The sequence below is a fragment of the Streptomyces sp. SLBN-31 genome, assembly GCF_006715395.1.
GTDB lineage: Bacteria > Actinomycetota > Actinomycetes > Streptomycetales > Streptomycetaceae > Streptomyces.
Genome location: NZ_VFNC01000001.1, coordinates 759,325 through 772,873 on the forward strand (window position 1 = coordinate 759,325; position 13,549 = coordinate 772,873).

A 13,549-nucleotide genomic window follows, 5' to 3' on the forward strand; every position below is an offset into this window, starting at 1 on the left:
CAAAGGTAGCCGGGTTCTTGCCGATGGAGCACCCCGCCTGTTCCCATGGTCGAGGGGTGATGGTGCATGAACGGACTGCGCGTCATACCGACCTGGCGACACGGTCAGGAACGGCTCTACGTGAGCCGTACGGACGGCCGGAACATCGCCTGGTACGACCGGGAGGCGGCCAGGATCAACCTGCTCAGCGAGGAGGTGAGGGACGACGTACTGGAAGTGCTCGGCCCCTTCCTCACCGGCCCGGTGACGGTCGGCCCGCCACCGGTGCCCACGCCGGCCGAACTGGCCAGGCTCTCCCTCCACCCGGACGACGACCTGGCGCCCAACCGGCCCGGCGAGGCCCTGATCGTCTCCCTGGACCGCGACCCCGGACCGCCCCACCGCCTGCGCCCGGACCCGCGACGCCGGGCCCTGGCCGCGGAACAGACGGTCGGCGACGCCCTGGACCGGCTCGACGGCGCGGGCTGGCACGCCCTGCACTCCGTCCCGCTCCCGGGCGGGGACCGCATCCACCACCTGGCGATCGGCCCCGGCGGTCTGTTCGCGATCCACACCCTGCCCGCCCGCAAGCAGCGGGTGACGGTGACCGACCCCATGATCACCCTGGGCCGCCGCGACCCCCAGCCCCTGCTGCGCCGCGTCCGCGCCGACGCGGACCGGGCGTCCTACGCCCTCACCGCCGAGGTCCACCCGGTCCTGGTCCTGGTCGCCCCCACGGACGTCTCCGTCACCGCCCCGCCACGCGAGGTCCGCGTGCTGCGCGACACGGAGATCGAGGGCCTGTCCCGCACCGGCGGCGTCCTGAAGCCGGCCGACGTGGAGGCGTTGCACGCGATGGCGCGGGACCGGGGGACCTGGGGTCGGGTGTGAAGGGGCGCTCACGGCAGTGAGCCGGCGTTCGCCCGGTCGAGGAGCGGCGCCAGCAGGTCGCCGTAGTCCTGCACGCGGGGGGCGATGTCCGGCGCGAGGAAGGTGAGCTGCCCCGGCGCCTCGCACTCCTCGACCTCGGTCCAGGTCACCGGGGCGGACACGGTGGGCTCGGGGCGGGCGCGCAGGGTGTAGGGCGTGGCGGTGGTCTTGCGGGCCGCGTTCTGGCTCCAGTCGACGAAGACCTTCCCCGGTCGCAGGCTGCGGGTCATCCGGTGCAGGGCGAGCCGGGGCATGGCCCGCTCGGCCTCGACGGCGAGCTGTCTGGCGTAGTCGCTGACCTGCTCGGACGGCGTCGGCCGCACCGCGGCCAGCAGATGCAGCCCCTTGGAGCCGGAGGTCTTGACGCAGGCGTCGAGCCCGTCGGCGGCCAGCCGCTCGCGCAGCCACAGGGCGACCTCGCAGCAGTCGACCACACTGGCCGGCGCGCCGGGATCGAGGTCGAAGACGATCCGGTCGGCGACGCCGGGGTCCTGGATCACCCACTGATGCGTATGGAACTCGGTGACGAGATTGGCGGCCCACATCAGGGACGCCAGATCCTGCACGAGCACCATGCGCGCGGGCCCCTCCGAGCGGGGGACCTCCGCGGTGGTGACCCAGTCGGGCGTACCGGGCGGAACGTTCTTGGCGAAGAAGACCTGCCCGTTCGGCCCGTCGGGGTAGCGCAGGAAGGAAACCGGCCGATCCCGCAGGTGAGGCAGCAGCACCTCGGCGTTGCCCGCGTAGTAGTGCAGTACCTCGGCCTTCGTGAACCCGGTCTGCGGATACAGCACCTTCTCCAGGTTGCTGAGGGCGAGCCGTCTCCCCTCCACCTCCGTGATGGGCGTCATACGATGAGAATCTCACGCAAACAGTGACAGAACGCCACAAAGCGAACGAAGCAACCGAAAGGGTGCCGCAGGTGAGATCCATATGGAACGGCGCCATCTCCTTCGGCCTGGTCAGCATCCCGATCAAGCTGGTCAACGCCACGGAGAGCCACTCGATCTCCTTCCGCCAGATCCACACCGAGGACGGCGGCCGCATCCGCTACCGCAAGTTCTGCGAGGCGGAGGACAAGGAGGTCAGCGGGGCGGAGATCGGCAAGGGCTACGAGGACGCGGACGGCTCGATCATCCCGATCACGGACGAGGACCTGGCCCACCTGCCGCTCCCGACGGCGAGGACGATCGAGATCGTGGCGTTCGTGCCGGCGGACCGGATCGACCCGTTGCAGATGGACGCGGCGTACTACCTGGCCGCGGGCGGCGCCCCGGCCGCCAAGCCGTACACACTCCTGCGCGAGGCGCTCAAGCGCAGCAACAAGGTGGCGATCGCCAAGTTCGCGCTGCGCGGGAAGGAACGGCTGGGCATGCTGCGGGTCGTCGGCGACGCGATCGCCATGCACGGCCTGCTCTGGCCGGACGAGGTACGCGCCCCCGAAGGCGTCGCCCCCGACGCCAAGGTCACGGTGAACGACAAGGAGCTCGACCTGGCCGACGCCCTGATGGACACGCTGGGCGAGATCGACCTGACCGAGCTGCACGACGAGTACCGCGAGGCACTGGAGGAGGTCGTCGCAGCGAAGGCGGCGGGCGAGGCGCCGCCGGAGACCCCCGAGCCGGCGAGGGGCGGCAAGGTCCTGGACCTGATGGCGGCCCTGGAGAAGAGCGTGAAGGCGGCACGGGAGTCGCGGGGCGAGGGCACGGAGGAGAAGGCGGACGAGAAAGCGGAGGCGGAGGTCACGCGCCTTTCGGCCCGCAAGACGTCCCGCTCGACCCCGAAACAGGCCAACGGCAAGAAATCGACGTCAACGGCGAAGAAGACGGCAGCGTCGGCCAAGAAGCCCGCAGCCTCCACCCGGAAATCGACGTCCAAGTCGACGCAGGGAACGAAGAAGACGGCATCCGCGAAGAAAACGGCGTCTTCGGGAGCGGCGAAGAAGACAACGGCAAAGAAGACGACACCGCGCAAGCGGTCGGCGTGAGGGGCGGTACGCGGTACGGGTCAACGACCCGAATCGGTAGGTCCGCGTTCGTTCAGCCCTCGCCCTGTCGGGTCGGCTCCGACCTGATCGCCGAGGCGCTCAACCCTCACGGGACAGCCAACCTCACCAGCGACAACCGTACGACGTCACCAAGCTCATGCCCGGCTCGATCCCAGCCGCCCTTCCGAGGCCGACGCGGACGGCTGGGTGGCCGGCTGGGGCACATTCAATGGCGGCAGAGGACGAACTACCCCTGTTCGCCTCGTTGCATTGTGTCGGGCGCCGGCGTGTGTGTCGCGTACCCGGGCCTGACGTCCACGAAGCCTTGCTGGAACTCGTCGGCTGCCCGATCGTCCCTGCCGAGATCCGCTCCTCGTGTCTGCTGAGGCGGGTCGGAATTCGGCCGTTCGCCCGAAGCTGTCGTCCGCCGCGCGGCCAGGATGCCGGTCCGTCCATGGTTCCGAGGTTCCATGGCCGGTATGACAAGGCTGAGCACCTTGGCGCAGCTGCGCCAAGGTGCTCAGCGCAGCTGCGCCGAATTTCTCAGCGAGGCACACGTCAGGGAAGCCGAAGGCGGCGGAGACGTCTTCGCACGTATGACGGTACGGTCGGCAACCGTCTGCAGTGGGCGGCACTGGCCGCGTCATCTTTGCCGGGGCTCGCTGCTCTTGCCGCCTTGCTGTTCACCTGGGTCTCGGTCGAGCAGTCGGGCGAACAGCTGAGGATCGCCGAGCGCGGACAGGTCACCGGCCGCTTCAACGCGGCAATCGGCAACCTCTCCTTGTCCGCCGTGGACGTCCGCCTCGGCGGCATCTACGGGCTGGAACGCCTCATGCGGGACGCGCGCCGTACGACCAGCCCACCGTCGTCACTCTCCTGACGGCATACGTCCGTGAACACACTCACGGGCAGGCGAACGGCTCAGCCGATGCCCGTCCGGCCACGGACGTCCAGGTGGCCATGACGGTACTGGCCAACCGGGATGCCGCGCGTGACGGCGGCGGTGACTTCGACCTGCGCAACGTCCGTCTTCGCAACCTGGGTTACATGAGGATCTGGGACCGGGCTCGCCAACGCGTGATCGGTATCAATTCCCCAGAGGCCGACTTCAGCGACGCAGACCTGAGCAGCGCGGACCTGGGGCATGCCGATCTGACCGGGGCGGTCCTGGTGGGCACATCTCTGCGCGAAGCAACTCTGGACGGGACCGAGTTGGCAGACGCCGCCCTGACTGACGCCGATCTGTCCCGATCGCGCCTCCTGCGCGCCGACCTGAGGCGGATCCAGGCGACGGGAGCACACTTCGACGATACCTACCTGACAAGGGCCGTCTTGGAAGGTGCCCGTCTGCAGCGAGCCAGTTTCGTCCGTGCCAGCCTGCCCGGCGCCATTCCGCGCGGCGCGGACTTGAGGAAGGCCGATCTGCGCGACGCGGACTTCACCGGAGCAGACCTGAGCGGCGCCGACTTCACGGGTGCCAAGAACCCGTCGACCGTGGACCTCAAGGGCGCGGTCCGCAGGGGCACTCGAGGCTTGAGCCCGTACCGTTGATGGCTTCCGTCTGGACAAATGCGGGGTTCTCCGAGGCGCCACGGCAAGTATCGCGTGTCTGTGGCGAGCAGCGGCGAGAAGGCGGGGGTGGCCAGTGCCCTGAACAGTCCGACGGTCGGAACCCGCCCCCAAGCTTCCGCGCCCGTCGACGCCGGCTTCAGCGGTTCGCTCGGAGTCGGCTCCGGCTCCGGCTCCGGCCGTTGCCGGGGAAAGATGCGACGGCCGGACGGAGACGCGGGTGTACGTCTCCGTCCGGCGTGTCGATGTCAGCCGTGGATGGCAGCTGTCGATCAGGCAACGGGCCCGCCTCTCGCCTCAGATCCGCCCACCGGTCAGACGGGTGATCGGACCGTGCGTGCGGCGCCCCGAACGGCGACCCGCCAGGTATGACGTGGCACCGAGCGCTGACAAGCCCGCGCCCACACCAGCCGCAAGGAGCTTTCGTTGGGCGATCAACGTCCATGCCGTCTTCGCCAAGGCCACGGCTTGTCCCGAGGCGGCGACGACGGCCTGGCGGCCGGCTTGGACACGTTCGGCCGCGCCGTGCACGACCGCCGTGCCTGCCCGGGCCGTACGCTCGGCCGCGCCCACGGCTGCTGACGCCTGGTCACCCGCCTTCTCGGTCGCCTTGTCCGCCGCCTGAGACGCGGGAGCGGTTGCCTTCGCCGTGGCACGCCGGGCCTTGGCCGATGCACTGCGATTGGATGCGGAGTTCTGCTTTGTGTCGCTGTTCGATTGACTCATGGACTTCGCGTTGCCGTTCGCGCCAACGGCAAACCACTCAGCGGGGACGGCACACGCCGATAGACATTCGGCACAACTTCTCTCCGGTCGGGCCGACTTGGGCGAGTGCCCTCCTCGACCGGGGACGAACCGCTGTGAACGGCTGCTCACCCCGGCTCGCCCGATCCCAGGGGCCTCGCTCCTCCGGATCTGCCGGCAGACCCGCAGCTCCGGTCAACGCGGTGGGCTACGTCATTTGCTATCCGCTCGCTCCCCACCCCCGCGAGGTGAAGTCGGAGAGACACGATCAGCGTGAGAGCGCCCCAAGGGGAGTAGAGCCAGCTGAGTGCGACGGCAAGACCGACGAGGGCGTAATCGACGCTCTTGCGGGAACTCTGCCTCAGCCACGGCTCTGTCGTACTCGTCGAACAAGTCGTAGTGGGCGATGAGGAGCTTTATCCGAAACTGCCTGCTCTCGCCAAGAATGTCGCGGGCCACAAGTTGACCAGACCATGTTCGCCTTGCTCCCGCCGGGCATCTCCACCCTCTCCTTGCCCCGGAGCGGGCACTCGGCCTTGCGTCCGAAGAAAGCGAATCAGGTCATCGAACGCGAGCTTCGATACGCGGTCTCAGGGCCATCTGAACGTTCCTGAGTCTCGCTGTCTTCCGCGCCTCCCGCACATTCGTTGTGGCGACGCGGGCCATCAACATCGAGCCGATGAGGTACGCGGCAAAGGCTGCGGACGCCAGTAAAGCGGCAGGGCCGATCAAACCACCGAGAGGATACAGCGACGCCCACACACCGCGAGCTTGCTCCTTGGTAGGGACCTGGTGCTCCACGATCAGCCTGAGGGTCAGGAGCCATACGCACCCCGAGGACAGCGGTGCCCGGACGTCACGAAGAACCAGGCAGTAGGTTCGCCAGCATCTTCCCTCCTCGACTCCATGCGCTGGCAGCTGCGATCGCCCACACTCCAGGCCACGCACTGCGGAACCTCACAAGTAGCAGCGTGAAGGCTGGAGGCTGGCGTTGCGGCCACATGCCCGGGATCTTCACTTGCACCACCGTTGATCGGCCGGCGGATCCGCCAAGGTCATTACGTAGCTAGCACGGGAGCACCGGCATTCGCCGCTCTCGGCCCAGCTGCAGATACGTGAAGACCCCGCACGCAGCGTTCTCGCTGGGGGCGGGGTCTCTAGGCACTTCAGTCGAAGTGCCCCCGGCAGGATTCGAACCTGCGCACACGGCTCCGGAGCCCATCAGAGACCGTTGCCCTTCTGGGCCGCTGATCAGCGGGGGAGGGAAGATCTCGATCTTGATCGAGCAAGGTCATTACGCCCCTATTACGTGGGCGGCCTGTTGACCGGTCGGCCTGGCCCGTATGGTCGAGGCATGATCTCGGGCAGCAGCGGGGCACCTGACGGCGGCGGCACGGAGTTCACCGCGGAGGGCCTGGAGCCGGTCCTCCGGGAGGCATGCGCGACGGCCCAACTCGACGACCATGGCGCCGAGTTGCTGCGACTCGGCTCGAACGCGGTCTATCGCCTGGCGTCGTTACCGATCATCGTCCGCATCGCGCGTGATCCGGCGGTGCTCGACGAGATGGGACGGGCCGTGAGTGTGGCCCGGTGGCTTGAGACGCAGGACTTCCCGGCTATGCGCGTGCCGGCGTCGGTCGACCAACCGCTTGTCGTCGACGACTTCGTGGTGACCTTCTGGGAGAGCGTCCAAGAGCGCGAGGAGTACGGGACGGTCGGGGAACTTGCCGATCTTCTCCGCCGCCTGCACTGGCTCGAAGAACCTGAGTCGCTGCGTCTGCCGTACTTCGACCCGCTGGCCAAGGTGGCGGCGTCCCTTGAGGGGCTGGACGGTATCTCGGCGGAGGACCGAACGTTCCTGGACGAGCGAGCGGCGAGACTCGGCAAGGACTACGACCGCCTGGACTTCGTCCTCCCCTTCGGCATGATCCACGGCGATGCCAGCATCGGGAACATCCTCCGCCACAGCGACGGGCACGCGGTGCTCATCGACTTGGACGGCTTCGCTCTCGCTCCGCGCGAGTGGGACCTAGTCCAGACGGCGATTTTCTACGAGCGGTACGCCTGGCACACGAAGGCGGAGTACGCCGAGTTCGTGCACCGGTACGGCTTCGACCTCATGAATTGGCCTGGGTATGACACCCTGGCAGACCTGCGTGAACTGATGATGGTTGCCTGGCTCGGCCACCAGGTCACGAGCAGTGACCGGGCTGCCGCCGAGTTCGCTCGTCGAGTGAGGTCCCTTCGCACTGGTGAGGGCCGAGACGAGTGGGGCCCATTCTGACCGCGCCTTTCAGGAACCGAGGTGATCGCCGGAGGCGAGCCACAACCTGTGGTCTCTGACCTGATCGGTGAAGGTCTCTATGTCCCTGTTGCTGCCGACACCTGCAAGGTTCTGCCGGAACTCGGCAAGGTAGCTGATGCAGCGAGCCGACTTGAGCTGCTCGCCCAGGTCGAGCGCATCGAGCGCGACACGGCAGGCTTCCTCGACGTCGCCGGCGCGTAGGTGGGCGTCGGCCAGAACCATGGTCGCGAAGAAATCGCTCCGTACGTGGCTGCCGCTCATAGCGTTCTCGGCGTGGGCGACGGCCTTTCGGGCGCTGTTGACGTCGCGGAAGCAGTGGGCGGCCTCCGCAGCAAGTTCAGCTTCGTCGAAGTAGCTGATCCACTCGGGCTCGTCGTCGCTGTTCCTGCTCTCCAGCGCTTTCGTGGCCGCGGTCAGGGCGGCCTCGCAGGCCCGTACGTCGCCGGTGCGGGCAAGTGCGCGGGCCTCCATGGCGTGGAACTGGGCGCGCAGTGTCGGCGTGGCCACGGGGGAGATGCCCATGAGAGCCGCGCGGGCGAGCGTCGCGGCCTGCGTATAGCGACCGAGGAACGTCGCCTGATGGCTCATGGCGGACAGGATGCTTCCGGCGAGCCGACGGTCGTTGGCGTCCTGGCCTAACCGGAGAGCCTGGAGGAAGTACCGCTGCGCCAGGCCGTGACGGCAGGCGTCGTATGACATCCAACCGGCCAGGAGGGTCGCCTCTGCCACGGTCGAGAACAGGGCTTGCCCAACTTGCTCGCTGTACTGCCCGCGCAGGAGCGGCGTTACTTCGGTGCTCAGGTACTGGACGGCTGCGTGCCGAGCGTGGTCGCCGCCGAATCGGTCGTCCAACTCGGCGAACATGTCCGCCGTGGTTTTGATGGCGGCCACGTCTCCGAAACCGACGCGCATTCCGTCCCGACGAGGACGAGGAACGGCTGGCTCGGGTGCGACCAACCAACGTAGCGAGGCTTCGTTCCACGCGGGCTCGGACGGTTCGGCCTGCAACAAGGGCTCGTGCCGGTTGAGATCAGCGCGCCACAGCTGCCCGACTGTATCGATCGCACCTTCGGGACTCGCCGGATAGCTCGCGTCCAAGAGTCCCGTGTCCCGCTCGCCCTCGTGGTTCAGCCCCAACTCGGCGGCGCTGAGGTCGTACGCCTCGCACAGCAACGGGCCGTAGAAGTCGTCCGGCGTGCTGTGGCCGTTCTCCCAACTGGCGATACGGCGTTTCACGCTGGCGTCCGACGGAAGTTGGTGCCCGCGGCGAAGCGCAACCTGACGCAACTCGCGCACCAACCGCGGTTGACTCCAGCCGCGGCCGACACGGGCTTGCCGTAAGCGAACGCTGATCGGCTCCAGCGAAGACGTGACCGTTCCCTCCCCATCTGAGCACGGGTGCGACTTCTGGGGCGCACGACTCTTTGGCCTTACAACCGAATGTACGCGCTGTTCTTCACTGGGCGCTGCAAGTAACCGGAGATCGAGGGCTGTTGTTCCATGACGGGGGATGACGCCTCCAGGCATGACCCGTCACCCCCCGTCACCTCTCGTCATCTGCCCTAGCCGGGGTGGCGACCCCGAGTCTGGACACAGGGCGGCATTGCGGCCCCAACCGAGTCTCGACCGAGGTGAGTTGACGTGCAGAGGATGACCAGGAGGGGCATGGAGTGGCTGTCGGCGGCAGCGGACAACCCCACCGAGTGCCGGCAGGTTTGGGGGGACGATCCCCGGAAGCCCTGTCTGCTACCGACCGGCCGTTACTTCGACGTGGTGAGCGTGGAACAGCGCCTCGGGATGGAGATGTTCGACCGCCTCCTGCGAAGCGCGATGCCGTTCGGACCGACGGTCGTCGACCGCAAGGCACAGCGGGTCGGGTTCTTCCTCTGCTCGCAGAGCCGCGAGACCTTCACGCACTACCTCGAACGCGAAACGTCCTCGCCACCGCCCTACCGGTACCTGAGCCACGACTGCGCCGTCGTCGTACCGGGCCCCATCCCGCTGTCCGATGACCGCTATCAGTGGCTCCGCGCGCCTACACGCCGACCGGAAGCCAACCCGCTGCGCCCCGTCGCTCTCGCCACCGCGCTGGTCGCCTCGGCCGAACTCCCGGCAAGGATCGATCGCTTCGACGAGCAGTACCCGACGCCGTACGCGGCGGTCGCCGCGCTCCCTGAGGAGACGAGCACGGATGCCGACTGAGCCGACCGACGGGCGCGACGCTGCCGCGTGGTCGCCCCTCGACAGCGACGGCTGGTACGCGGCCCGAAACGCGACCACCGCATTGCGAGACGTCCTCGTTCGTGCCGGGCTGGAGAAGGACTTCCCCTACCTGCGCGCGGACTTGAACGCCTTCGGACACGGCCTCGTCGAACTGGGCCGAGTGTCCCCCGCCACGGCCGAGCGTCTCGCAGAGCTCCTGCGCCTGGCCCTGGCAAGCGGCTTCGGCCGAGACCATAACGACGACGATCACGGGCCGACCGTCGCCGAAGAACACAAGGGAAGGGCCTGACGACATGACCGACCGGCGCGGAGTGGTAGCCAAACGAGCGGAGAACCTGTCGCCCGGTGTGCCCTACGTACGCGGCTGGAACCGCGCACGACGAAGCGCCGGCGTCCTGGCTGATCAGCTCGTGCTCCTCGGGCTGGACTCCGACTTCCCTGGCCTGGTGGCCGATGTGAACGTCTTCGGTGATGGACTGGTGCAGCTCGGGACCGTTCGTCCCGAAGCGGCTGAGTTGCTGGCGACGCTGATTACGGCCGGACTGGCCGCGGAATCGCGTGACGCGGCGACGGACGGCTCTCTGCTCCCTCCCGGGGAAGCACCTGCGGCTTGAACTGCTCCCGGCGGTCGGGCCATCAGTTTGGGAAGCTGAGGGTATTCAGGAGTTGTTCCGAGGCCGACCTGCAGGTGAGAAGCGTCGAGGCGTGGTGGGCGGTCGACTGGTTCCCTGGTGATCCCCGTGGCCGCACGATCTGGCACGGGTTTGGCACGCCTGTCGTCGGGGGCGTGCTTCAGCAGTCGGCCCGCGTGGCTGACGCGACACGGGGCCCCGAGGGCCAGTGGGGTCGTTGATGCACAGTCATGAGGAAGGCCCCCGCCCACATGGGCGGGGGCGGAGCTTCACCCTGCCCTACAGGCTGTCGATGATCGCCTTCCTTCGGTCCTGATATTCCGCATCAGTGATAGCCCCTGCGGCTCGCAGCTGGTCCAGCGTCGCGAGTCTGGATGCAACATCCTGACCTTGTACGGGAGTGGGCGCCGCCGCTGGTGCCGCGCCTGGCTGCGTTCCCTGAGCGATGTGCATGCGCAGTTTGTCAGCCATCGCTTTGCCCTGGTCCTTCGGCATGTTCTTGATGTCCGCGCGGTTCCCTGACGTGTATACAGTCAGCGTCCCCATCACCAGGCCACCGTGCCACTGCACCGAGGAGACCTTGCCGTAGGGGAAGTCCTCCACGGTTTGTGACATCACACCATGCTTAAGGAACAGCAGCCGCATGTTCGTCATCGCGACGATGCCCGTGCCGTTGGCGTACGTGCCTGTGGCGAGCATGTCGACGAGTTCGTCTTCCCATAGCACCTCGGGAAGTCTCTTGATCTCCCTCTTGGCGCCAAACGTGTTGCTCAGCTTCGCGGCAGCGGCATCGATGTCCGGCCGCACATTGAAGGTCGCCATCAGGCACCTCTCTCGAGACAGCAAGGTAGGCGAGGTCCTGGGCCTGGGGGGTTAGCTCGGTGCCCTCCGTGATCCACAATCATATCGGTGCACCAACCCAACTGACCCAGATATGCAAGGGGATGGTTCGGTGAAGGGGCGGTTCGTGGCGGCCAGAACGCCAACTCGGGCGGACGCGGCGATGGATCGCCACGAAGCCGGAGCCGGCGGAGCATCCTGCCTAGGACCACCGGTGTAGGGGGTTCGATCAGCAGCCAGGGAGCCTCCGACGCTCGCCAGATGTGACGGCCACGAGAAGCCCCGTCCCGGTGTGCGTACTGCTGCTGCCGTTGATGTCAGTCGGCGAGGGCTGGCGCTGTCGTTTGTCCGACTGCCCTGCCAGAAGTAGGAGTTCGATCCGAGCTCGCTCCGGCTGCTGTCGGCGACGGGTGCGTCGGCCGGACATGGGTGCTGGTGTACACCCCCGTCCGGCGTCGTTGATGTCAGCAGTGAATGTCAGAAGCTTTCTGATCCGTAGCTCTACAGAGATCGGTCAGGGGGGTCATAGAGGTTGTTATTTGGTCCCTTAGGGTGACGGTTGGTCATGGTCACTTGCTGTGGCTGCTGTACTTCGCTGCTGTACTGCTGGCCGCGAGCAGCAGCGCCCTGGCGAACGGCTTGGCCATGGTCTCCCTTGTGCGGGTGTTCCTCGGCGTCTATCGCACGCGCCGCAGGAAGGTCCGTCATACTGCGAGCACGCCATCAGGGATGAGAGGGCTGCGCGATGACGGACGTAGTGAGTGACCGGACTACCATCACACCGGTCGCAGTTGACGGCGGCGTGCTGTACATCGAGGCGACGAGCCTTCACGGTGCCTCAGAGACGGGGGGCGGCACATGGTCCGAGGACGAGGAAGTTGCCAGCGTCATCCCCGACCTCAGCTCCGTCACCGCCGCGTTGTCCGGATTCGCGAGTCAGGTCACCCAGGCGCTGCGCCAAGCCAGACCCGACAAAGTGACTCTGGAGTTCGGGTGTGAGCTGGCAATTGAACCTAGCGGACTGAGCGTTCTGATCGCGAAGGGCAGCGCCAAGTCGAATCTGAAGGTCACGCTGGAGTGGCAAGCGTAGGGGCACACTGTGAGTACGTCGGGCATTGCCGGTGCTAGCAGTTTGGAGACAGCATTCCGGACGGCGACTCTTGCCTTGACTGTCCGGACGGCGGGGGCTACCAAGTACGGCACTGGTTTCTTCGTCGCGCCTGGTGTGGTGCTCACCTGCGCCCACGTGGTTCTTGGTGCGGACGGCGAGTTGGCACCGGGGGTGGAGGGGCTCTGGAACGGTAAACAGCTTCGGCTGTCGACCGACCCGAAGGACATGCGACCATTTGGGGAGGGACAGGGCCCTGACCTTGCCCTTCTTCGGGTCGCTTCTTCTGAGGCCCCTCACCCCGGGGTGTGCTTGGCCGTGCCTTGTGACCCTGGAGACGAACTGTGGGCCTTCGGGTATCCCCAGACGGACTATCGGGGCGGAGATCCGCTCGCGTTTCGTTACGTGGGCGGCGGCTGGCATGTTGGCGGCGCGGCTCTCGACAAAGTTGCCGGTGGCCAGGTGTTCCCGGGGCACAGCGGTGCACCCGTGCTCAACAGGAGGACAGGGTGCGTGGCTGGCGTGATCCGAGCCCGTCAGCGTCCTCAGGCCGGGGCCGGTGAGGAGTATGGAGCCCGACTCATCCCGACGTCCGTTGTTTTGGACGCGTTTCCCGAGCTTGTAGAAGCCCGCGGGCAGGCGGTGTCCGACAACTGGGGCTGGCTCAGCCTCCTCGACGACGAACAGATCCGAGCAGGTGGTTGGTGCGCTCCTGGTCCCCGTTTGCGTGCCTATCTCTATGCCGCGCGGGAATCCGCTGACGAACATCCCTACGCTGCGGCACTTCCCGCTGCCGGAGACTTGTCGGCTGTCTACCTCGAACAGAGGCTCGCCCACGGACCAGAGGCAAGCAGTCCGCGCTCCTCGGGATCTTGGTCCTCGGAGGATGCCGCCTCACGGCGGTCCATGATGATGATGCGCAGACACATACGACTTGCGTTTGCCGGATACAAAGCCGACCGCCAGCGGCAAAGCACCGAACCGGCGGGCGCCATCGACGAACCGGACTCGCTGGACACGGAGGACGGGCGACACGGCGTAGAAGGCGACACGACAGAATCCACCTGGGCACCTATGACAGTGGGTGGGCTCCCGGAACTAGCACCCCATGCGCTGATCCTTGGTGGTCCCGGAGCTGGCAAGTCGAGCTTGCTACGCCATATGACCACACGGCTCGCGTCCTCCTGGCTCGATCACCGTATGGGCGCCGCGGTGCCCGTACGGGTTCCGGC

At 67.1% G+C, this 13,549-nt stretch carries 13 protein-coding genes and 2 pseudogenes; 10 read left to right on the top strand and 5 right to left on the bottom strand.

All coding sequences use genetic code 11. The features are described from left to right. Positions 1-66 precede the first annotated feature (66 nt). Positions 67-870 (top strand): nuclease-related domain-containing protein, encoded by an 804-nt coding sequence (locus FBY22_RS03655; protein WP_142142453.1) that lies wholly within the window; start codon positions 67-69, stop codon positions 868-870. An 8-nt stretch (positions 871-878) separates the two neighbouring features. Here the strand turns inward: FBY22_RS03655 and ligD are convergent, their stop codons facing one another. Continuing rightward, positions 879-1,760, bottom strand: coding sequence for a non-homologous end-joining DNA ligase (gene ligD, locus FBY22_RS03660; protein ID WP_142142454.1), 882 nt, complete (start codon positions 1,758-1,760; stop codon positions 879-881). 62 nt (positions 1,761-1,822) lie between these two features. Here ligD and FBY22_RS03665 point away from each other — a divergent pair, with 62 nt between their 5' ends. The 3 genes from FBY22_RS03665 (at position 1,823) to FBY22_RS03675 (ending at position 4,447) form a co-directional block, all read left to right on the top strand. Beyond that, entirely contained in the window at positions 1,823-2,896 is a 1,074-nt protein-coding gene (locus tag FBY22_RS03665; protein ID WP_142142455.1) for a Ku protein, read from the top strand. A 676-nt stretch (positions 2,897-3,572) separates the two neighbouring features. Beyond that, positions 3,573-3,776, top strand: coding sequence for a hypothetical protein (locus tag FBY22_RS03670; protein ID WP_142142456.1), 204 nt, complete (start codon positions 3,573-3,575; stop codon positions 3,774-3,776). 80 nt (positions 3,777-3,856) lie between these two features. Next, entirely contained in the window at positions 3,857-4,447 is a 591-nt protein-coding gene (locus tag FBY22_RS03675; protein ID WP_142142457.1) for a pentapeptide repeat-containing protein, read from the top strand. Positions 4,448-4,762: 315 nt separating this feature from the next. Here the strand turns inward: FBY22_RS03675 and FBY22_RS03680 are convergent, their stop codons facing one another. Further along, complete coding sequence (locus FBY22_RS03680) at positions 4,763-5,191, bottom strand: hypothetical protein (RefSeq protein WP_142142458.1); 429 nt, start codon at positions 5,189-5,191, stop codon at positions 4,763-4,765. 1,197 nt (positions 5,192-6,388) lie between these two features. Next, positions 6,389-6,455: pseudogene (locus FBY22_RS43820) on the bottom strand. Between the two features lie 108 nt (positions 6,456-6,563). Here FBY22_RS43820 and FBY22_RS03685 point away from each other — a divergent pair. Then, positions 6,564-7,493: a phosphotransferase family protein gene (locus FBY22_RS03685; protein ID WP_142142459.1), complete on the top strand. Its 930-nt coding sequence runs from the start codon at positions 6,564-6,566 to the stop codon at positions 7,491-7,493. Positions 7,494-7,502: 9 nt separating this feature from the next. Here FBY22_RS03685 and FBY22_RS03690 read toward each other — a convergent pair whose 3' ends face one another. After that, on the bottom strand, positions 7,503-8,750 hold the full coding sequence (locus tag FBY22_RS03690) for a hypothetical protein (RefSeq protein ID WP_174267080.1): 1,248 nt from the start codon (positions 8,748-8,750) through the stop codon (positions 7,503-7,505). 405 nt (positions 8,751-9,155) lie between these two features. Between FBY22_RS03690 and FBY22_RS03695 the strand changes: the two genes are divergently transcribed. The 3 genes from FBY22_RS03695 to FBY22_RS03705 are packed head-to-tail and all read left to right on the top strand — an operon-like array spanning position 9,156 to position 10,351. Then, positions 9,156-9,716 (top strand): bifunctional DNA primase/polymerase, encoded by a 561-nt coding sequence (locus FBY22_RS03695; protein WP_260844702.1) that lies wholly within the window; start codon positions 9,156-9,158, stop codon positions 9,714-9,716. Next, on the top strand, positions 9,706-10,026 hold the full coding sequence (locus tag FBY22_RS03700) for a hypothetical protein (protein WP_142142461.1): 321 nt from the start codon (positions 9,706-9,708) through the stop codon (positions 10,024-10,026). Before FBY22_RS03695 ends, FBY22_RS03700 begins: the two co-directional genes overlap by 11 nt. A gap of 4 nt (positions 10,027-10,030) precedes the next feature. Then, positions 10,031-10,351, top strand: a complete 321-nt coding sequence (locus FBY22_RS03705; protein ID WP_174267081.1) for a hypothetical protein — start codon at positions 10,031-10,033, stop codon at positions 10,349-10,351. A gap of 297 nt (positions 10,352-10,648) precedes the next feature. Here the strand turns inward: FBY22_RS03705 and FBY22_RS03710 are convergent, their stop codons facing one another. Further along, positions 10,649-11,191, bottom strand: a complete 543-nt coding sequence (locus FBY22_RS03710; protein ID WP_142147334.1) for a PH domain-containing protein — start codon at positions 11,189-11,191, stop codon at positions 10,649-10,651. A 763-nt stretch (positions 11,192-11,954) separates the two neighbouring features. Here FBY22_RS03710 and FBY22_RS03715 point away from each other — a divergent pair. Together FBY22_RS03715 and FBY22_RS45865 are read left to right on the top strand one after the other, a co-directional pair. Next, positions 11,955-12,299, top strand: coding sequence for a CU044_2847 family protein (locus FBY22_RS03715; RefSeq protein WP_142142462.1), 345 nt, complete (start codon positions 11,955-11,957; stop codon positions 12,297-12,299). Between the two features lie 9 nt (positions 12,300-12,308). Then, positions 12,309-12,830, top strand: a pseudogene (locus FBY22_RS45865) (serine protease); the annotation flags it as partial. Between the last annotated feature and the right edge of the window lie 719 nt (positions 12,831-13,549).